This window comes from Dactylosporangium sp. McL0621 (assembly GCF_049995355.1).
GTDB lineage: Bacteria > Actinomycetota > Actinomycetes > Mycobacteriales > Micromonosporaceae > Dactylosporangium.
Genome location: NZ_CP188259.1, coordinates 446,413 through 464,785, shown reverse-complemented (window position 1 = coordinate 464,785; position 18,373 = coordinate 446,413). Strand labels below are relative to the sequence as shown.

At 69.0% G+C, this 18,373-nt stretch carries 16 protein-coding genes; 6 read left to right on the top strand and 10 right to left on the bottom strand.

Annotation, left to right across the window (positions count from 1 at the left end):
• Nucleotides 1-168: 168 nt before the first annotated feature.
• Nucleotides 169-2,997 carry a hypothetical protein gene (locus ACPPVO_RS02140; RefSeq protein ID WP_426509602.1) on the bottom strand — a complete coding sequence of 943 codons (2,829 nt, stop codon included), beginning with the start codon at nucleotides 2,995-2,997 and terminating at the stop codon, nucleotides 169-171.
• Between the two features lie 219 nt (nucleotides 2,998-3,216).
• Nucleotides 3,217-3,429 (bottom strand): GntR family transcriptional regulator, encoded by a 213-nt coding sequence (locus tag ACPPVO_RS02135; RefSeq protein WP_426509600.1) that lies wholly within the window; start codon nucleotides 3,427-3,429, stop codon nucleotides 3,217-3,219.
• A gap of 179 nt (nucleotides 3,430-3,608) precedes the next feature.
• Here ACPPVO_RS02135 and ACPPVO_RS02130 point away from each other — a divergent pair, with 179 nt between their 5' ends.
• Both ACPPVO_RS02130 and ACPPVO_RS02125 read left to right on the top strand, forming a co-directional pair.
• Complete coding sequence (locus tag ACPPVO_RS02130) at nucleotides 3,609-3,911, top strand: hypothetical protein (protein ID WP_426509599.1); 303 nt, start codon at nucleotides 3,609-3,611, stop codon at nucleotides 3,909-3,911.
• Between the two features lie 1,095 nt (nucleotides 3,912-5,006).
• A complete protein-coding gene (locus ACPPVO_RS02125) occupies nucleotides 5,007-5,891 on the top strand; it encodes a replication-relaxation family protein (protein ID WP_426509597.1) in 885 nt (294 codons plus the stop codon).
• A gap of 215 nt (nucleotides 5,892-6,106) precedes the next feature.
• Here ACPPVO_RS02125 and ACPPVO_RS02120 read toward each other — a convergent pair whose 3' ends face one another.
• Nucleotides 6,107-6,934 (bottom strand): SAM-dependent methyltransferase, encoded by an 828-nt coding sequence (locus ACPPVO_RS02120; RefSeq protein WP_426509596.1) that lies wholly within the window; start codon nucleotides 6,932-6,934, stop codon nucleotides 6,107-6,109.
• 489 nt (nucleotides 6,935-7,423) lie between these two features.
• Here ACPPVO_RS02120 and ACPPVO_RS02115 point away from each other — a divergent pair, with 489 nt between their 5' ends.
• Together ACPPVO_RS02115 and ACPPVO_RS02110 are read left to right on the top strand one after the other, a co-directional pair.
• Complete coding sequence (locus ACPPVO_RS02115; RefSeq protein WP_426509595.1) at nucleotides 7,424-8,122, top strand: SDR family oxidoreductase; 699 nt, start codon at nucleotides 7,424-7,426, stop codon at nucleotides 8,120-8,122.
• A gap of 424 nt (nucleotides 8,123-8,546) precedes the next feature.
• Entirely contained in the window at nucleotides 8,547-9,563 is a 1,017-nt protein-coding gene (locus ACPPVO_RS02110) for a hypothetical protein (protein ID WP_426509593.1), read from the top strand.
• A gap of 575 nt (nucleotides 9,564-10,138) precedes the next feature.
• Here the strand turns inward: ACPPVO_RS02110 and ACPPVO_RS02105 are convergent.
• Nucleotides 10,139-10,345 carry a hypothetical protein gene (locus ACPPVO_RS02105; protein ID WP_426509592.1) on the bottom strand — a complete coding sequence of 69 codons (207 nt, stop codon included), beginning with the start codon at nucleotides 10,343-10,345 and terminating at the stop codon, nucleotides 10,139-10,141.
• Nucleotides 10,346-10,677: 332 nt separating this feature from the next.
• The gene (locus tag ACPPVO_RS02100; RefSeq protein ID WP_426509590.1) at nucleotides 10,678-11,790 is read right to left on the bottom strand and encodes an amidohydrolase family protein; all 1,113 of its coding nucleotides are present in this window, start codon (nucleotides 11,788-11,790) and stop codon (nucleotides 10,678-10,680) included.
• A 375-nt stretch (nucleotides 11,791-12,165) separates the two neighbouring features.
• On the opposite strand from ACPPVO_RS02100, the gene ACPPVO_RS02095 reads away from it, so the two are divergent.
• Nucleotides 12,166-13,686 carry a protein kinase domain-containing protein gene (locus ACPPVO_RS02095; protein ID WP_426509588.1) on the top strand — a complete coding sequence of 507 codons (1,521 nt, stop codon included), beginning with the start codon at nucleotides 12,166-12,168 and terminating at the stop codon, nucleotides 13,684-13,686.
• Between the two features lie 101 nt (nucleotides 13,687-13,787).
• Here ACPPVO_RS02095 and ACPPVO_RS02090 read toward each other — a convergent pair whose 3' ends face one another.
• Nucleotides 13,788-14,237 (bottom strand): YbhB/YbcL family Raf kinase inhibitor-like protein, encoded by a 450-nt coding sequence (locus ACPPVO_RS02090; protein WP_426509586.1) that lies wholly within the window; start codon nucleotides 14,235-14,237, stop codon nucleotides 13,788-13,790.
• Nucleotides 14,238-14,333: 96 nt separating this feature from the next.
• Nucleotides 14,334-14,969, bottom strand: coding sequence for a CBS domain-containing protein (locus tag ACPPVO_RS02085; protein ID WP_426509584.1), 636 nt, complete (start codon nucleotides 14,967-14,969; stop codon nucleotides 14,334-14,336).
• A 585-nt stretch (nucleotides 14,970-15,554) separates the two neighbouring features.
• Between ACPPVO_RS02085 and ACPPVO_RS02080 the strand changes: the two genes are divergently transcribed.
• On the top strand, nucleotides 15,555-16,019 hold the full coding sequence (locus ACPPVO_RS02080; RefSeq protein WP_426509583.1) for a hypothetical protein: 465 nt from the start codon (nucleotides 15,555-15,557) through the stop codon (nucleotides 16,017-16,019).
• Nucleotides 16,020-16,170: 151 nt separating this feature from the next.
• Here the strand turns inward: ACPPVO_RS02080 and ACPPVO_RS02075 are convergent, their stop codons facing one another.
• From ACPPVO_RS02075 to ACPPVO_RS02065, 3 genes are read right to left on the bottom strand one after another with little or no spacing between them, the layout of a single operon-like run.
• Nucleotides 16,171-17,418, bottom strand: coding sequence for a hypothetical protein (locus tag ACPPVO_RS02075; RefSeq protein ID WP_426509581.1), 1,248 nt, complete (start codon nucleotides 17,416-17,418; stop codon nucleotides 16,171-16,173).
• Nucleotides 17,411-17,923, bottom strand: a complete 513-nt coding sequence (locus ACPPVO_RS02070; protein WP_426509580.1) for a SigE family RNA polymerase sigma factor — start codon at nucleotides 17,921-17,923, stop codon at nucleotides 17,411-17,413. The genes ACPPVO_RS02075 and ACPPVO_RS02070 overlap by 8 nt, the downstream gene beginning before the upstream one ends.
• Nucleotides 17,920-18,105 (bottom strand): hypothetical protein, encoded by a 186-nt coding sequence (locus ACPPVO_RS02065; RefSeq protein WP_426509578.1) that lies wholly within the window; start codon nucleotides 18,103-18,105, stop codon nucleotides 17,920-17,922. The genes ACPPVO_RS02070 and ACPPVO_RS02065 overlap by 4 nt, the downstream gene beginning before the upstream one ends.
• Nucleotides 18,106-18,373 lie beyond the last annotated feature (268 nt).

The window sequence follows — 18,373 nt, the reverse complement described above, 5'->3', positions numbered from 1 at the left end:
GCGACGGCTCGACAACTACCGCCGGACCCCAGCCTGCGTCGGCTGCCCGATAGCGAGAGCGTGCCCGCAGGATATTGAACGCGCGAAACGAATCTGATCTCGGCTGCTGCCGGCAGTACAGCCGGCGCTGGGGCCGAGGGAAGCCCCCGGCCCCAGCGTCCGCGGGCGTCAGTACTGCACGAGCAGGTACTGCGACGTCTGGTCGGTCGTGCTGCCGTCGGCGCGGCGGCCGGTGACGACCAGGTTGTGCGAGCCCGCCTCCGACGGCGTCCACGCCACCGTGGCGTGGCCGTTCACCGCCGCGACGTTCTTCGTGTCGCCGTAGTCGAACTGGTAGTCGAAGGACACGACGCCGTCGGTGCCGGCCGTGAACTCGAACGTGCCCTCGACCCCGGCGCCGCCGCCCCACACGTAGGGCGCGTACTGCGCCGAGACCACCTTCGTCGCGGTGCCGACGAGGAAGCGGTACTCGGTGACCGGCGAGAGCTCGCCGCCGGGGAGCACCTGCTGGACGTACAGCGTGTTCAGCCCGTTGTGCGTCGGCGTGATCTCGGTGTACGTCGTGGTGCTGTCCGGCGTCGGCGGCACGGCGATGACCGGGCCGTCCTCGAGGTGGTACCGGTACTCCACGATGTTCGGGACCAGCTGCGAGTAGAAGCCCACGTTGCCCGGGATGCCGGCGCCGCCCGTCGGGTTGTACTCGTTCCACGCGCCGTAGACGGTGACCTTGTCGTCCTTGGCGATGATGTACTGCCGGCGCTGCTCCGACTCCGTGCCGTCGGCGCCGACGCTGCGGACCAGGATGGTGTCCAGCCCCGGCGAGAGCGGCGTGTACGTCACCGTCGCCGTGCCGTCCGCGCCCACCGGCACGGTGAGGTCCTCGGCGCCGTTCGGCAGCGTGTAGCGGAACTGCGTCGCGCCCGGCAGCGCGGCCTTGAACGTGACCGTCACCGGGTGGTTGATGACGACGTCCCCGGCCGGCGCCCAGGTGACGATCGGACCGGAGAAGACCTGGAAGGTGTACCGCGTCTCCGGCGATCGGCTCCCGTCGGCCCGCACCGCCCGCGCGACGACCGTGGTGTCCCCGGCGTGCGCCGGCGTCACGTCGATGTAGGCGTAGGTGTTGCCGTTGCTGGAGATCGAGGTCTCCGGGCCGCCGTCGAAGCTGTAGACGAACCCGGTCAGGTCCGGCAGCTGGCTGTCGAACTCGATCCGCTGCGAGATCCCGACGCCGTCGCGCCGCGGCGAGTCCGACTGGCCCCACGCGTAGACGTGCGGCCGCACCGGGATGATCGAGAAGTAGTACTGCGCCTGCTGCGAGACGGTCCCGTCGGCCGACACGGAGCTCACCAGCATGTTGAAGAACCCGGGAGTGTCCGCGGTGTACGGCAGCACGGCACTGCCGTCCGCACCGGCGTCGACCCGCCCGCTGCCGTCGCCGATGACGTACTGGTAGGCCACCACCCCGGACCGGCGCGGCTTGAACGTGAACGAGCCGGTCTTGCCCTCGACCTGGTCGGTGAACACGTCGAACTCGGCCGACTGCACCGCCGGCTCGTCGCTGACCGAGACCGAGAGCTTGCTCTGCCCGATCATCTTCGTGCCCTTGTAGGCCCGTAGCGCGATGTCGACGTACCCGACCTGGGTGAACGTGATCGGCCCGCTCGCCTTGCCGCCGGTCACCGGCAGCTTGACCTCGGCCGCCCCGGGCAGCTGGTACGACATCACGGTCGTCTCGCTCGCCGGCGCGGTCAGGTCGATCGTGCTCGGCAGCCCGACCCCGGCCACGTCGACGGCCCCGTACGGCGAGGTGTTGCGCACGAAGAACCGGTAGTTCTTCTCCGGCCCGCGGTTCCCGGCCGCGTCGACGGCGGTCACGTACAGCGACGCGAGCCCCGACGTGTCCGGCGTGTACTCGAGCACGCCCCCGCCGGACCGGTTCGCCTTCACGACCCCGGTGTGCCCGACGATGTCCCGCCAGTAGAACGCGGCCACGTCGGGGTCCCCGCCGGCGTCGAACCGGAACCGTCCGGCCACCCCGGGCCCGCCCGACGGCACATTGCCGGCCGGGTACTGCTTCGAGGCAACCCCCGGCTCATGCGCGGGCGCGGTCTTGTCCACGGTGAGGTAGCAGGTCTTCGCCCACGGCCCGTAGTCGGTGTAGTCGTAGCCCCGAGCGCTCCAGGCGACCAGGGTCCCGTCGGCGTACCCGCTGAGGTCCGTCGACGCCTGGAAGACGCCCCCGCCGTAGGTCCCCCCGCTGAACTCCCGCCGCTGCTCCGGATGGTCGGCATCCCAGACGGCGAAGATCGCGTTGGTGGGATCGCCGGCGTCGGCGTCGGTAACCTTGGCGGCAAAGGTCGAATACGACCCCGCGGTCGGGTGCTTGGCCGCGGTACCACAGGCGCCGTCCGGGTATTGCAGTTTGAGCTCGGACGCGACCGCCAAATGATTGCCGCTGACCCCGATCCGCGGCGGCTGCACCGACCGCCCGAGCCGCTGATCGCCCTCGGAGGCGGCCGCGATGCGCAGCTCAACGGTGAGCGCCTTGTCCCCGCGCGCGACGGCGACCCCGATCGCCTCGGTGAGATCGAACCCGAAGCCACTCGGGCAGGACCAGCTCCCAGCCCCGAGCGCCGCCTGCCCGAGCCGCTCAATCTCCTGTGGAGCCCGATTCCACGCCGCGTTGTCCTTGATCGTGGACGTCCGCCAGAGCTCAACGCTCGCGGCGGCGCTGCAGTCGGTGACGTTGGTCTCACTGGAGTTCAGGGTCGCCAGGTGGACGGCCTGACCCTTGAGCCCGGTGAGGTCCAAGGTGACGTACGACCGCCGCGTGTGCGCCTTACCGGCGCCATCGAGCGACGTGCCGACCGGCAGGTCCCCGGCCTGGTTGACGAAGCTGGCCGACGGATTGCGCGAGTCGGTCCAGGCCCACTTGGTGGGGCTGAGGCTGACCGGCTCGGCCAGAGCGTGCACGGGCTGTGCGGTGGTTGCCACGACTACGAGCGCGACGCCAGCGGACAGCAAAATCCTGCCTACGCGTGCCATATGGGTGTTTCCTCCCCGAATCCCGGAGCGGCGCATACCGCCAGGGCACCGGGGATCGTAGACCCACCATCGATCACGGTGTTACCGAGTATCCATTATGGACAATCGCCGCCAGAACCCCGTTTCGGGAGCAAATGCAGCCTCCGGCGAATGGCAGACCGCCGGAGCTCAGCTCGCCGGAGGAGGGTTCTCCACGGCATAGATGCCCTTGCCGTGCACGGTGAACACAAGCCCACGGTCGCGCAAGATCTCGACCGCCTTGCGCGTGGTGCCACGAGCCACGCCGCACTGCTGCTGCAGCGTTGTCTCCGACGGAATCGGCCGGTTCGGCGGGATCGAGCCGTCGCGGATCATCTTCTCGATCAGGTCTGCGAGCTGCACATAGAGGGCGTGGGGCCGTCGGGATCGACCATGCGCACGACGTTAAGTCTCGCCACCTGTCCGTAATCGACGCAGGGCGAGTATGGACGAGTGTGGACGAGTATGAACGAGTTGCGAACGGTCAGTCATCGGTTGCGGCAATACGGTCGCCGCTCCCGTCCGATGGCAGTGGAGGCACGATGACCGAACAGATCCAACATCCGGACTGGTGTTCACCGACGGCGTGCACAGCGATGGACGAGGCGATGGAACCGCTGCACCGTTCTGAACCGTTCGTGATCGACAGCGGCGAACCGGGAACGGTCCTGTACCTTCATCGAGCTGCCGACCCGGACGGCTCCGGCGAATACGTCACCTTGGCGAAGCTGGACTGCCCGGTGCCAGAAGCATGGTTCCTCGCCGAGCCCGTCGGCGGCCACGAAATCATTCTCCCGCGCACTTCGGCGGAGTCGGCGCAGCACGCCTTGGCCGAGATGGTCTGAGCACGGCATTCGGCGAGGCCGCGATGCGACCACGCTTGGCGGTGCGAACTCCGGGGAGTGGGGCGAAGCGCCTGCGGGTGGCGAAGACCGACCGGCCAGGAGGCGGGTGGGCGGCTACGACCACGGTCGCGGGTAAGAGATGGCCCGGTGCGCTGCTTAAGAGTGCTCTGAAATGAGACCTCAACCTTAACCGAGCCACCCAACACGGCAGCCGGCTCGGCGCTGCAGACGAACAGGAGCTTCAAGGACCTCAGCGAGCTCGTCGACCGTCTGAACCACGGATCCCGCACCCTTCCCCCGTACGGAGTTCCCCATCTGGAACGAGTCGGGATTTGTACTGAACCGGTGATACGGCATCCAGCTGGGCTGTTGTGCCGAAGCGCACCGGCCAGACCCCGGCCGCACGGCGCCTAGGGGCCGGCCGGACCGATGACCGGCCTCGGGACCGAGGTTTCGGCCGCGGCTCGACCTGATTCGACTCGTCCTCTCCGTGGGCGGTCGTCTCCCAGCCGCGCCGTAGAGCCGATCCCGCCGAAGGTGTTGCCACTGCCGCGGCCGGACACTCGACTGACGATCGCCGGCCGCTACGCCGCCGTCTCGCAAGCAGCGGCTCGGCTGACGTTCGATTCGGTGTCTCATCAACGAATACCTGGCGTTGGCTGGCCAACACGTATTGCTCCGGCCAACAGCGTCCCAACAGGTCCGCAGTTGGCCCTTGTGGCTGGAGCGCCGTTGGGTATAGCGGCAACGCACCCAACGTCCCGTTGGCCGACGGTGAGCGGTGTTGGGTCAACGAACAACACGACGAGCATCAACGCTCAACAGCGAACCGGCACTTCGGCAACGGTCGACGCGGACCTGTTGACCGCGAGCCGGCTGCTGGCGTCGCTGTTGGTTCAACAGCGACTGTCGCGTTGCCCGGCTCGGCCAACAGCGTTGGGCACGGACTGCCACATCGATAAGGAGGCAGGGCGGTGTTGGCCCAACCGTTGACTGTGTTGGGTGGACTGCGCATTCGCCCTTGGTGAGGGGCGGGTTTTCGAAGCCATTAGTGGGTGACACAAGAAACACCGCGCCCACAGCCCGGAGGCAGAGATGACCCGCACCAACGCCGACCGCGTCCTCGCGGCACTGGCATTCTGCACAGAACGCGATCTCCAGGTATTCGAGTGGCTCTACGACCACCAGGTTCTGACCATCGGCCAGATCGCCGCCATGGTGTTCAACTCGCGCTCCGCCGCGCAGGAACGCCTGTTGCGGCTGTACCGCCTCGGCATGCTGGAGCGATTTCGACTCCTTCAGTCGCCCCAGGTCGGATGGCACTACGTGCTCGATCGGCTCGGCACCGAGGTGATCGCCGCCCGACGCGGTGACCCAACGCCACGCCCGTCGACGGTCGCCGAGCAGCGGCGGCGGATCGCGACCAATCGGCAGCTGCAGCACACGCTCGGCGTCAACCAGTTCTTCGCCGACCTCATCGTCTACGCACGTCATCACGACAACGCTGCTCTGCTGCGTTGGTGGTCCGAGGTGCAGTGCTGCGAACCGCTGCGATTCGGCGCCGTGAGCATGCACCGCGTGCGTGCCGACGGCCACGGTGTCTTCGTGGAGGGCAAACGTCGGGTGGCGTTCTTCCTCGAATACGATCGCGGCACCGAGTCGTTGTCGGTCCTGGCTGACAAGGCCGACCGATACGGCGAGTTGGTGGCGCAGGGCGGTCCCGCCTGGCCGGTGCTGTTCTTCCTGCCCGACCGGACGCGTGAAGACGGCCTGCACCATCTCCTCCGGCGCCGCCCGCCGACAACGCCGGTGGCCACTGCCGTACGGAACGAACTAGCCGCCCAACAAACCGTGGCCGATTCAGTCTGGCGGCCCGTCGGGAACGCCGAACACCGGCATCGCCTCGTGGCGCTCGGCGCGTTGGGTGATCGTCCAGACGAACGCGCGCTCAGTCGGCTTGACCGCCGCCCAACGTGGTAGCGCCGAAGGGCGCGGGTATGGGCTGTCTTTTGCCCATGTCATCAACGGTTACAACAACGAGACGGATTGCACCGGCCACATCGGAATGACCCTTACATGATCGATGCGACCGGTCGCGCCGACGCAGCCGAGATCCAGCCCGAACTGACTGATCACAGGTGGCGCGCACGCGTTCCTGCGAGCTCCAGATCTCCGGGGAACCTCGCGCGTCTCCCTCAGGGTTTCCTTGCCACCGCGCCGAAGATCGAGGCATTGACCGGCAACGGCTTCTCTTCGGCGTCCGGGTCCGGCCGCCACTCTCCCACCGCGACGATGCCCGGCTCGACGAGGTCAAGGCCGGCGAAGAACTCGCCGAAGGCGGCCCGGTCGCGCGGATGAACATCGGACTTGCCGGTGCGCAACGTCTCGTCCCAGTTGGCGGCCAGCTCCGGCGTGAGGAAGTCCTTGGTGGCGCATGACATCGCAAGATAGCTACCCGACGGCAGCGCACCCATCAGCGTCTGTACGACATTGCGCGCGGTCGCCTGGTCGGACAGGAAATGTACGACCGCGACGAGCATCAACGCGACTGGCCGATCGAGATCGAGCGCTTCGACCAGGTCGGCGTGGGCGAGAATTCGCTCGGGTTCGCGCAGGTCCTCCTCGATGTACCGGGTGAGCCCCTCAGGCGTGCTGGTCAACAAGGCCCGAGCATGCGCCATCACCATCGGATCGTTGTCGGCGTACACGATCCGAGCATCCGGGGCGATGCGCTGCGCGACCTCGTGCGTGTTGTCGGCGCTCGGCAGTCCGGTGCCGATGTCCAGGAACTGGCGGATGCCGGCTTCGACGGCGAGGTACCGCACCGCCCGTTGCAGGAACGCGCGGTTGGCCCGGGCGGCGATCCGGGCCGCTGGGTAGGACTTCGCCAGCAGATCGCCAGACTCCCGATCGACGGCGAAGTTGTCCTTGCCGCCCAGCCAGTAGTTGTAACGCCGGGCCGGATGCACGGTCCCGGTGTCGAGCTTTTCCAGCATCATGGCCCCCAGATCGGAAAGCATCATATTAGTCAGAGCTCGGGCTCGATCGAGGAAGCCGCGAATGAGTCGAGGCCCCAACCTTCCGATTACAAGGCGAGTTATGTCCGTTTTTACGAGTATTTTCGGTACAATTTAGTGCGGTCTTGTCCGTATTCCGATCCAGCCTGGCGGGCCGCGTCCGAGACGGCGAGGCGGCGTCCAGAAACGGCGGAGCACGCGTCGAGCGCGGTCAGATCCATAGTGGACGGTGCCCTCTTCCGCTCCCGCGCGTCTTACCCTCCGGTTGCTCTCGGTCAGCTTGTTACGCCACTCCGCAAACCGAGCGCGCAGGCCGTCCAGCACTCGGCCGGTCACTCCGTACTCCGCGAAGTCGGTGGTCGACAGTTGCTCGATCGCCCCGAGCGCGCTGGGCGTGACGGCCGCTCGTCCGGTGCGTCTACGGCCCCTGATACCGCGATCCGGTGGCCGTGTACGGCGCGGTCCCGATGATCAGCCGTAGTAGCCTCAGGCCCCATGGAACTCGTCACGTTGATCACCGGCGGTTCGAGCGGCATCGGTGCAGCAACGGCCAGGGCGCTGCTCGAGCAGGGTGACCTGGTGGCGGTCACCGGTCGCGACGCCGGCCGCCTGGCTGCCTTCGCCACCTCCGTCGACGCCGGGGAGCAGCTGCTGACGATCGCCGGTGACGCCGCCGACGAGAACGACGTCGCGTCGGCCGTGCGTCAGGTCGTCGACCGGTGGGGCCGGCTGGACACGGTGATCGCCAACGCCGGCTACTCGCTGCCCGGCACCCTGGAGGACCACGACCCCCAGGCGATGCGTGCCATGGTCCTGACGAACGTCCTCGGCCCGGCGCTGCTGGTGCGCGAGGCGCTGCCGCACCTGCGCGAGTCCAAGGGCCGGATCGTGGTCGTCGGTTCGGTCGCGGGGATCAGGAACACGCCCGGGAACCTGTACTCCGTCACCAAGTGGGCCGCGCACGCGTTGGTCGAGAACGTCCGGCAACTGGTGGCCAAGGACCGCGTCGGCGTCACGCTGGTCGCGCCGGGCGTGGTGGACACCCCGTTCTGGACCGAGCGCGGCGGCACGCCTCAGGCCGCGCCGACGCTGACCGCCGAGCAGATCGCCACCGTGATCGTGTTCGCCGTCAACCAGCCCGAGGGCGTGGACGTGAACCAGCTCGTCGTGCGACCCTCCGGCCAGTTCGGCTGACAAGGCCTGAAATTGCTGAATCGGTGACCATCCGCGTTTCGCGCTTTTCACAGCGCCGAGCGCGGCGAGCGTCATGAGAGCAATCTGACGGATAGCACAAATCGGCGCAACGAAGGCGACGTTGTATCGGCGAGTGGCTGAATTCTGCTCCGTTTGCGGGGGAGGGTCCATTGCCGGTGCATGGATGCCGAGAACCGCCTCGCGGCAAGCGTCCAGCGCTGATGCTGGGATATCCATACCGGCTCGCATCAGCGGGCCGTTGTTCCGGGCAAGGCTCCGAAGTCCGGACGTAGCGTTCACGCAGTCGTCAGCCTGCCGAAAGCTGGTGAGTACACACGGCAAACATGCTCCGAGTTGGATGAAAGTGTATGCCCGGCCGCGCCGGGCGTAACAATTCAACGACGTTGAGTCACCAGGAGCCGGCATGAAAAGACTGAACCTCGCCAGAGTCGGAGCCCTGGCCGTCGCCGGGATGCTGTCCGTCGCCGCACTCAGCACCCCCGCGGCGGCTTCACAGGACGACGGCTACACGTTCGCCGTCATCGGCGACATCCCGTACGGCGACGCCGCGCTCGCTCGATTCCCGGCCAACATCGCGCAGATCAACGCCGATCGGGACGTGCAATGGGTCAACCACCTCGGCGACATCAAGAGCGGGTCAACCGTCTGCAGTGACGATTACTTTCAGCTGATCAAGCAGGATTTCGACCAGTTCAAGGATCCGCTGGTCTACACAATCGGCGACAACGAGTGGACCGACTGCCACCGGCCGAACAACGGGCCCTACAACCCTCTGGACCGGCTCGCGAAACTGCGGCAGCTGTTCTTCGCGCAGCCCGGCCGCACCCTCGGCCAGCGCAGCGCACACGTCGACTCGCAGGCCGACTGGGGCATTCCGGAGAACGTCCGCTGGAGCGCCGCCGGTGTCGAGTTCGCCGCGGTACACATCGTCGGCAGCAACAACAGCCTCGCGCCCTGGACCGGCAACACGTCGGCGACCCCGGAACAGACCGCCGAGGTGCTCAACCGTACCGCCGCCGCCATTCAGCACATCCACGACGCGTTCGCCGAGGCCCAGCGCAGGCACCAACGCTCCGTCGTACTGCTGACCCAGGCCGACATGTTCGACCCGACCGTGCCCAACCCGTCGTGGGCCAACTACTACGGCTTCCAGCCGATCGTCGCGGCGATCGTGCGTGAGTCCGCCGCGTTCGACGGGCAGGTGTACCTGTTCAACGGCGACAGCCACGTGTTCAACGCCGACCACCCGCTCGCCACCGGCTCGTCCTGGCTCGCGTTCTACGGCGTCACCCAGCCGCTGACCAACCTGACCCGGATCACCGTCGACGGGTCGAACAACGCCAACGACTACCTGCGCGTGACCGTCAACCACCATGGCCAGCAGCTCAGCTGGACCAAGGTGCCCTTCACCGCCGCGTAGCGCGTGCGATGCGGCCCGGCGTGCGCCGCCGGGCCGCATCCGCTCTACGTCTCTGCGAGTCTACGAAAGGCTTCGCGAGGCACTGGTTCTGCCGGCGGCGTGGCCGTCACCTGCAGGTGAGTCCTCGACGTAACCGCCCGTCGCCACGCGTGAAACCCGCCCACGGACAACCCGGCGTCAGTACTATCCACAGTGGACTTTCTGCTCGCTCGATCAATCTTGCCGCGCGGAGCGATGACGACCAGCGGTCGCCGGTGCAAGTCTGCCCAGGTCGAGGGGCGCCGGACGACGCCGGGCGAGAAAATACCGTCCCATTCTCGACGTTGCCCAGTCCGACCTTGCCCAGCCCGACGGGGCCTCCCCGTGTTGGCCCGCACCGCCAGGATCACCGGTGTCGCCGGCCTGTGTCTCGATGGCAGCGCCGGCAACAATAACAACAACGGCAGAGTCCGGCTGTGGGACTGCAACGGTGTCGAGGGACAGGTGGACCGTGGCGGACGACGTTGACTGCTCCTGCCGCTCCTGACCCGACGGATCAACGCTTGGCGCAATCCGCAACGGTCTTGGGGAAGTGATCAGGAGCCGATGGCCGGGTCGGCGCCCTCGCCGGCGGCGGGAGCATCGGCGAGGATGCGGTAGGCCGACTGCACGTACCGGCACGGGAACGAGGTCAGCCGTGCCCACGAGGTCAGGCAACCCTCGCAAAACCCGTCCCGCTCGATGTGCTGCTCAATGAGTACGAGGGCCTCGTTCCGGGTTGCGGGTGTGGGGTAGTCCTTCATGGCAGTCCCCTTGTGAGGATGCTGACGGATCCCCGTCACAGGGCAGGATCGCAGCGCACCCAGCCGCCTGCTGAGAACGCCACCAGATGGGCCACCATGTCCACCACCGCCTGGACGCCGTGTCTGCTGGAAAGGGCGTACGCCAGCTCGCTTGGGTTACTTCGATTCCGCGGAGTGTCGTGAAAGTGACAGATTTCTGCGTCAGCCTGCGGCGGAGGCCCGACGTTTGCGAGGTGACGAACTGTCGGCCCCATCGGCACCGCCGTTGACCGGCGCTGCCGCCGCCCAGCGTGCGTATGTCGGTCCGCAACGTTTGGACCACATGCGCCGCACTACGACTGCTTGGCCAGGCGGGCCGGGGTGCGCTCGATGCCGCCGCACCAGACGCGGCTGATCGACCGCACGGCGCGGATGTCGTGCAGCGGGTCGCCGTCGACGAGCACCAGGTCGGCCCGGCGGCCCGGCGCGACGATGCCACGGTCGGTGAGGCCGAAGTGTTCGGCGGGCAGCACCGTCGCGGCGCGCAGCGCGTCGATGGTGCTGAGGCCGGCGTCGACGAGCAGCTCCAGCTCGTGGTGCAGGCTGTCGCCGAACGTGAAGTCCCCCGGCGCCTCGGCATCCGTGTTGGTGTCAGTGCCGGCCAGGACCGGTACGCCGGCGCGGTACGCGGCGGCGACGCTCGCCCGCGCGCTGTCGAAGGTTGCGCCGGGCATCGCCCACTCGGCCAGCATCTCCGAGGACGTCGACGGCGCCGTCAACGCCTCCATCATGACCAGCGTGGGGATCAGGAACCGGCCCGCGGCCGCCATCCGGTCCGCCGCAGTGCGGTCCAATGGCCGGTCCAGCGGCGTGTGGGTGAGCGCGTCGACCCCGGCCGCCTGCGCCACCTCCGCGGCCTCGTACGAGAGGGCGTGCGCCACGACGAGCCGCCCGAGCCTATGCGCGGTGGTGACGAGCGCGGCGACGGTGGCCCGGTCGGGGCTGGGCCCGGGCAGATCGATCAGGATCTTCAGGAAGTTGGAGCCCTCGGCGAACCGTTCGGTCACGAACCGCTCCGCTTCGCCAGCGGTACGGATCAGGCCGCGCTCGCCGATCTCCGGGATGTGCGAGTGGACGCTGCCCGGGGCGAGCGCGGCCGTGCCAGCGCTGCGAATGTCGGTAAGCCCGCGACTCCCGCGCATCGAGTCGATGAACTCCGGCGGGGCGTTGGCCATGTCCAGGGCGGTGGTCACCCCGAAGCGCACCAGCCGCTCGAGCGCGGACCGCCCGTCGAGGTGCAGGTGGGCGTCGGTCAGCCCGGGCAGAAGCACCGCCCCCGCGCCGTCGACGACCATCTTGGCGCCCGAGGCGTCCGAACCGATGCGGTCGCCGTCGAGCACCACCGTTCCGGGCGAAAGAAGTTGCCTGCCGTCGAACACGCGGACGTTGCGCAGTGCAGTCTTCATGGGTCCGCAGGTGCCCGCTTTCCGCGCCGATGAACACCCGGGGTCGACGACCGTGCGCTAGTACCGCGATGCGTGCAGCACAACTTGCCGCCGTCGGGATCACCTCAATGATGCGGTTCCGCCGTAGCGTGCGGCGGTCGGCTGGCTCCGCCAGCTCCGTCCGGCCACGAACGGCTGGCCCGCGTCGGACTCGCCGCCGCCGACCGCGCCGGCGCGTTCGATTCGTGCGGTAAGAGCGGCGGCGAGTGCTGCTGCGCAAGGCGGCCGCGCGGGGCTGACTGATGTGTTCCGTGACGACACCGGGCGCTCGGCCACCGTGACGTACTGTGACGTACCGGCGGGTTGAGCCGGGCGGTTGTGTCATGGTTGAGCGCGATGGTAGGGCGTCTGCTGAACGGCCGGTACGAGCTGCGATCGGTCATCGGCCGGGGCGGCATGGCCGAGGTGTGGCTGGCCGTCGACGGGCGGCTGGGCCGAGGTGTGGCCGTGAAGATGCTGCACCACGACGGCGGCGCCGATCCGTCGCTGCCGGAGCGGTTCGAGCGTGAGGCGCACACCGCTGCGCGGCTGTCGCACCCGAACATCGTGGCCGTGTACGACGTGGGGGTCGACGACCGTACGCCGTACCTTGTGATGGAGCTGGTCCAGGGGCACAGCCTCGCCGACGAGCTGGCCGCGGGCCCACTGGATCCGCAGCGTGCGGTGCGCATCGCCGAGCAGGTGTGCGACGCCTTGGCGGCCGCGCACGACGCCGGGGTGGTCCACCGGGACGTGAAGCCGGCCAACATCCTCATCGGCGACGAGGGACGGGTGAAGGTCTGCGACTTCGGCATCGCCCGCATCACCGACCGGGCGCAGACCTCGCTGACCGCCCCCGCCACCGTGCTCGGCACCAGCTCGTACATGGCGCCGGAACAGGTCCTCGGCGAGCCCGTGGACGCCCGGACCGACCTGTACGCGCTGGGCTGCGTGCTGTACGCGATGCTCACCGGCCGCCCGCCGTTCATCGCCGACTCGCCGGTGCAGATCGCCTTGCAGCAGGTGCACCAGGCGGCGGTACCGGTGGCGGTCCTGCGGCCCGGCCTGCCGCCACAACTCGCCGGGCTGGTCGGCGCGCTGCTGGCCAAACGCGCGACGGACCGGCCGGCGAGCGCGGCGCAGGTCCGCACGGCTTTGGCCGGCGGGACCGGTGGGGCCGCAACGGCTGTGCTCGCGCACGACGCCGGACCGGCCGCTTTCGCGCGTGGCGAAGGACCGGCCGCAGTTGGGGGCGAGGCGCCGATCCGCGGCCGCGCCGCGGTGCGGCCGGCAACGCGCAGCCTGCCCGTGCTCGGCGAGCCGCCCGCACCAGCCGCCCGGCGACGGGGCCGCTCGGCCGGGATCGCACTGGCGGCGCTCGGCGCGGTCGCCGCCGTCGTGCTCGCGCTCGCGCTCGGGACACTCCCGAGCCGGTCCGACCACCCGGCCGCGGCGCCCACCCCCGCGGACACGACGCAGTCGCTGCCGACCGCGGACACCTCGAGCGCGGCGCCGAGTGACACACCGCCCGACCCGTCGAGCACAGCGCCGACCGACACACCGAGCGATACGACGAGTGATACGACAGGGGCGACGCTGGCCGCGGCCCGTGCCGCTGTGAAGGCGCAGGCCGCTGACGGCGGTCTGGACAGCGGTACCGCGCGTGAGCTGAACCGCCGGCTCGACAACCTCGCCCGCGACCTCAAGCGCGGCAACGCCGACAGCGCCGCAGCGGAGGTGGCGAGCCTGGTCGACCGGCTCCACCAACTGCACCAGGACGGCACACTCACCGGCACCGGGTACACGGCGGTGCTCACCCCGGTCGACCAGCTCGCGGCGAACCTGCCGACCCCCGACGACAATAGCGAGCGGGACTGACCCGACGCCTCGCGCGGGTCGTCGGCCAGCAGGCCGCCGGCCCATGGGTTGCGAGGCACACGCCGGGCCGCGCGGCGGCTGCCGATCCGGTCGATGCGGGTTCAGTGTCGCTGATAGCGGCCGATGAGACGGCCCGAGGCCAACACCTTGCCCGCCGTCGCCCGCCGCAGGTCGACAGCCGACGCTCCCTCGGCAAGGCGGAGCGGTTCGGACAGGGCGAGTACCTCGAAGATGTACCGATGTGACCGGCCACGGGGCGGGCACGGCCCGCCGTACGCCCGCCTGCCGAAGCCGTTCGTGCCCTGCGCGGCGCTCGTCGGCACCTCGCCCTCACCCAGGCCTGACTGGCCAGGATCGATACCCCACATGACCCAGTGCGTGAAGGTACCGCTGGGGGCGTCGGGGTCCTCGACGAGCACGGCCAGCGCAGCGGTCTGCTCCGGCAGTCCGGTGAAGCTGAGCGGCGGTGACACGTCGACGCCATCGCACGTGAACCGCCGAGGAATCTGGTCGTCCTCGTTGAAAACCGGGCTGGACACAGCAATCGTCACCAGTGCCTCCGGATACTCCGGCCGGCCCCCGCCCTGCCACGGCCGACAGATGTCACGTCCGCGGCAGCCGCGGGTGGGTTCAACGGGTTCAAGGGGTCAGGACGTCGCGTAGACCTTCCCCACGAACTCGCTGAGCCGGTGTTCGTCGAGCTTGCGAGCCAGGTCGGCCTCGCTGATCATGCCGACCAGGCGGTGGTTCTCGATGACCGGGAGCCGCTTGACCCGGTGGCCCTCCATCTGACGCAGCACCTCGTTGACGTCGGCGCCGGCGTCGACCCAGACCAACTCACCACGGGTCAGGTCACGCACCTTGACCTGGCCGGCCTCCTGGCCCTCGGCGACGCACTTCACGACGATGTCGCGATCGGTGATGATGCCGTGCAGCCGGTCGTCCGCGCCGCAGATCGGCAGGGAACCGACGCCGAGATCGCGCATCATCCGCGCGGCGGACGCAGCGGTCTCGTTCTCGTCGACGCACTCGGCTCCCGGGTGCATGATGTCTCTCGCCTGCCACTCCTGCTTCTCGCGAAGCTTCTGCTCAAAGTCATCCAGAACGCGGAGCTTGCTGGCCACGGCCTCGTGTGTCGCATGGCCGGTGTATTCGGCGTAGCTGGACTCGCCGAGCTCGTGCAGCAGCTTGTCGCGCTGCCGCTGGGCCCGCGTCTCATCCATTCGCGCCCGGCTCGTCGCCAGGCCACGCTTGGCGGACTCCTTCATCTTCTCGAAGGCCATAGTGCCCTCCTCTTTCGTGTACCTCAGCGCAAGGAAGCCAGCAATGGTCATACCCACCCGCAACGCTACGTCGCAGCCGCTAACGAACGGCGCCACCTCGTCAGCATGGCCAGGCGGTGACCCCGCGCTGCGCGCCGCTGACTTCCGGACATGAGCGGCCGGCGGGACCTGTTCGGGAACTGACGGGCCCGCCGCCGGCTAAGTGCCCTGGATCGACGCGGGGATGCACTCAGGAACGAGAAAATGGTGATTCCGCTGGCAGCCGACCTGGCCTGGTCGCGGTCGCCGCGGTAGCCGAGCGCCTCGGTGCGACCAGGCGACAGGTGCAGCACCTGGTCGCGGCCAGAGAGCTGCACTCTCTCGCCCGCGGAGTCATCGAGGGCGCGGCGGCGGGCGGCGACTGCGTCCCGCCGCCGCAGCGCGGCAGCGCGTACATGCCGGACACCGCCGGTGGTACGGCCTTCATGTACAACCTCAGCGTCGGCGGTCACCAGGTGACCAACCTGCGGCTGTCCGGGAAGAACATCGCCAAGATATTCACCGGCGTCCTGACCGGTGGGACGACCCGGCTTTCCGGTCGCCAAGATGCTCAACGCCGCCGGCTACTACACCGAACCCACCGCGGGCCACGTCGCCGTGTCGCTGCTCCGGGCGAAGATCAACATGGACCCCAGCATTCGGGCCACCTATCTCACCCAGGATCTCTCCGACGTCTACACGAACCCGGACCCGCGCACGTACGAGCTGTCCTCCTACTCGTACATGATTCTGCCGACCACCACGGAGTTCGGCTTCACCACCGCCAAGGGCTTCACTCTCGGCGATTTCGGCAAGCGCGCGCTGTGCCAAGGGCAGACCCAGGTCAACGCGCTGGGCTACTCGGCGCTGCCGATCAACCTGGTGCTGGCCGGCTTCGAGCAGCTGCGCAAGGTCCCCGGGGCGCAGGTGCCCACCACGACCGTGGACACCGTCCGAACCTGCAACAACCCGACGTTCTCGACGGACGGCAGCAACACGCTGGCCACCAACGATCCGCAGCCGCAGGCATAACCCAGCCCGGCCTGTACTCCGCCACGCTGACCGTCACCGCGATCACCACGGCCTGATCCGGGGCCGCTTCCGCTGAACTGATCGGCAGCAGGTGGAACGGAGGCGCGGCGGCGTCGTACCTCGACGCCGCCGCACTCAGTGCGCCACAGGCTTACTGGCAGCGCCAGACGACGGCTTTCGTCAGGCCGTTCGCGTCGGCGGCCCGGCCGGCGAGCGTACGGGCGTCGTCGCTGATGTAGACGACCGTCGGCACCAGGTTGGGAGCGGTGGGCGCGTCGGTGGGCACGCCGGTGGGCGCGCCGGTCTGCGTAGCTAGCTGGTCCAGCCTCACGTGCCGCCGGCCGTCGGACAGCACCGCCCCGCCGTCGCCCTGGCCCGCCCGGATTCCGCGGCCGTTACCCACCGACTCCACGAGGTCCTCCGGGAAGGCGGTGAACGTGCCGGTCGTCAAGTCGAACATCACCGGCTCCATAGCTCGCCGTTTCGGTTGATCGAAGGCGACGTCCGCGGTGCCGTCGATGACGGTGCCGTGGATGCTGGTCGGCCAGTAAGCCGCGGCCTGGCGACCTGCGACCACAGGCGGCGGCAGCTGCCGGTGTTCGCCGTTGGGCAGCCAGACGTAACCTTGGTTCGCGCCGCCCGGGAGGTGCACCACGCCGACGATGGTGCCGTCATCGGCGACGTCGACGGCCCTGCCGCCGAGGGCGCCGTCGGGCAGCGGTAGCTGCTCCGCCGGCCGGTCGAGCGCTCGCCAGACGACGGGCTGCTCCAGACCGGGGCCCGACACCCGGAGGCCGACCACGAGGTTGCCGCTGTTGATCGCCTTCGCGCTGACGCTGTCACCGGCCAGCCGCTGGACGGCGCCGTTACGGTACAGCCAGGCAGTCGGCGAGTCGTTGACGAAGCTGGAACCGACCGCGGTCCCGGCAGTGTTGACGTCATACAACGTGGCATCCTCGCCGGTCATCGCCACCACGCGCGACGAGTCACCGGTCCAGATTCTGATCTGCTTCGCCGCACCTTGGCTGCTGCGAGTCAGCAGGTACCGACCGGACGGATCGCCGCCGGTCACGGAGCTGAACTGGCCGTCCGCCGGGGTCGCCAGCACGTGCAGGAGGCATTTGTCCGGCAGAGTGCCACGCGGCGTGGGCGAGGTCTTCGCAACGACCGCCGCGGTCGTCGGCCCGTCGTCCGACCCGGGCCGCATCGCCACGGCGGTCACGGCCATGGTCACGGCGATGATACCGAGCCCGGCCCCGAGCGCGCGGTGGCGGCGGGTACGGCGCACCGCACCGGTCCGGACGGTGTCCGTGAGCCGCTCGGGCAGACGCAGGTGATCGGTCGTCTCACGCAGCATCACACGCAGGTGCTCATCGTCTCGCTCGCTGAGCTCAGACATGGGAGTCTCCGTTCAACGCGGCGGAAAGGCTTGGGAGGAGCTCGCGCAACTTCGCAAGGCCGCGACCGGCATGGCTCTGCACTGCCCCCTCGGAACAGCGCAGCATGGCCGCCACCTCGGCCACCGGTAGGTCCTCGAGGTAGCGCAGCACGATGACGGCGCGCTGCCGCGCGGTCAGGACGGACAGCGCGTCGAGGACGGTTCGCCGACCGATCATCGCGGCCGTGTCGTCGGCCGCCACCACCGTGAGTCCGTCGGGCATCGAGGCTTCGCGGCGCCGACTACGCCGGCGCCAGTGATCGGTTGTCCGGTTGATCAGGGCCGCTCGCGCGTACCGGTCGGGTTCCTGCTGGACGCGCGGCCACCGCTGGTACATCCGCATGAGCACGTCCTGGAGGTGATCCTGCGCAAGTTGCTCGTCGCCGACAAGGAGGTAGGCCACCCGTAGCAGGGCATGGGCGCGGGACTGGACGAACGCCTCGAAATCCCGGTCGATGTTCTTCACGACGCCGCGATCCGGTAGGCGGGCAGCACGGTCCGGCGGACGATGGAGCCGCCGGAGTCGGTGGCGTGTGCCCGGAGGGACACGAACCGCGCACCGGCCGCGGGGTCGCTCACGACGGCCTGGCCGCCGGCCGCGCGCGGCACCGTCCGCCGGGTGGCACCTTCGTCGAAGGCGAATTCCACCGGCAGTTGCTTCACGGCGCACCGGTCGGCGAGGTGAAGGTGACCGGAACCGCACGACGGCTGCCGGCCGCGGCAGCATTGTGCAGGTCGACGGGCGGGGTGAACCGAACAGGCGCCACCGGAAGCATCTGACACGCTCCCCGCCCGTGGGTCGGGCGGAGTGTCCAGTCGATTGTCATGACCTGTACGACGCCGGGACAGTCGGTCGCCGGTTACCGGCGACGCGAGAAATCGTGAAGTCGTGGATCACGGTCGACAGCCACGGCCG

Excerpts from the sequence above, each read along its gene's own strand:
- ACPPVO_RS02130 (WP_426509599.1), top strand. The coding sequence starts at position 3,609 with ATGACCGAACAGATCCAACATCCGGACTGGTGTTCACCGACGGCGTGC.
- ACPPVO_RS02125 (WP_426509597.1), top strand. The coding sequence starts at position 5,007 with ATGACCCGCACCAACGCCGACCGCGTCCTCGCGGCACTGGCATTCTGC.
- ACPPVO_RS02120 (WP_426509596.1), bottom strand. The coding sequence starts at position 6,934 with ATGATGCTTTCCGATCTGGGGGCCATGATGCTGGAAAAGCTCGACACC.
- ACPPVO_RS02115 (WP_426509595.1), top strand. The coding sequence starts at position 7,424 with ATGGAACTCGTCACGTTGATCACCGGCGGTTCGAGCGGCATCGGTGCA.
- ACPPVO_RS02110 (WP_426509593.1), top strand. The coding sequence starts at position 8,547 with ATGAAAAGACTGAACCTCGCCAGAGTCGGAGCCCTGGCCGTCGCCGGG.
- ACPPVO_RS02105 (WP_426509592.1), bottom strand. The coding sequence starts at position 10,345 with ATGAAGGACTACCCCACACCCGCAACCCGGAACGAGGCCCTCGTACTC.
- ACPPVO_RS02100 (WP_426509590.1), bottom strand. The coding sequence starts at position 11,790 with ATGAAGACTGCACTGCGCAACGTCCGCGTGTTCGACGGCAGGCAACTT.
- ACPPVO_RS02095 (WP_426509588.1), top strand. The coding sequence starts at position 12,166 with ATGGTAGGGCGTCTGCTGAACGGCCGGTACGAGCTGCGATCGGTCATC.
- ACPPVO_RS02085 (WP_426509584.1), bottom strand. The coding sequence starts at position 14,969 with ATGGCCTTCGAGAAGATGAAGGAGTCCGCCAAGCGTGGCCTGGCGACG.
- ACPPVO_RS02080 (WP_426509583.1), top strand. The coding sequence starts at position 15,555 with ATGCTCAACGCCGCCGGCTACTACACCGAACCCACCGCGGGCCACGTC.
- ACPPVO_RS02075 (WP_426509581.1), bottom strand. The coding sequence starts at position 17,418 with ATGTCTGAGCTCAGCGAGCGAGACGATGAGCACCTGCGTGTGATGCTG.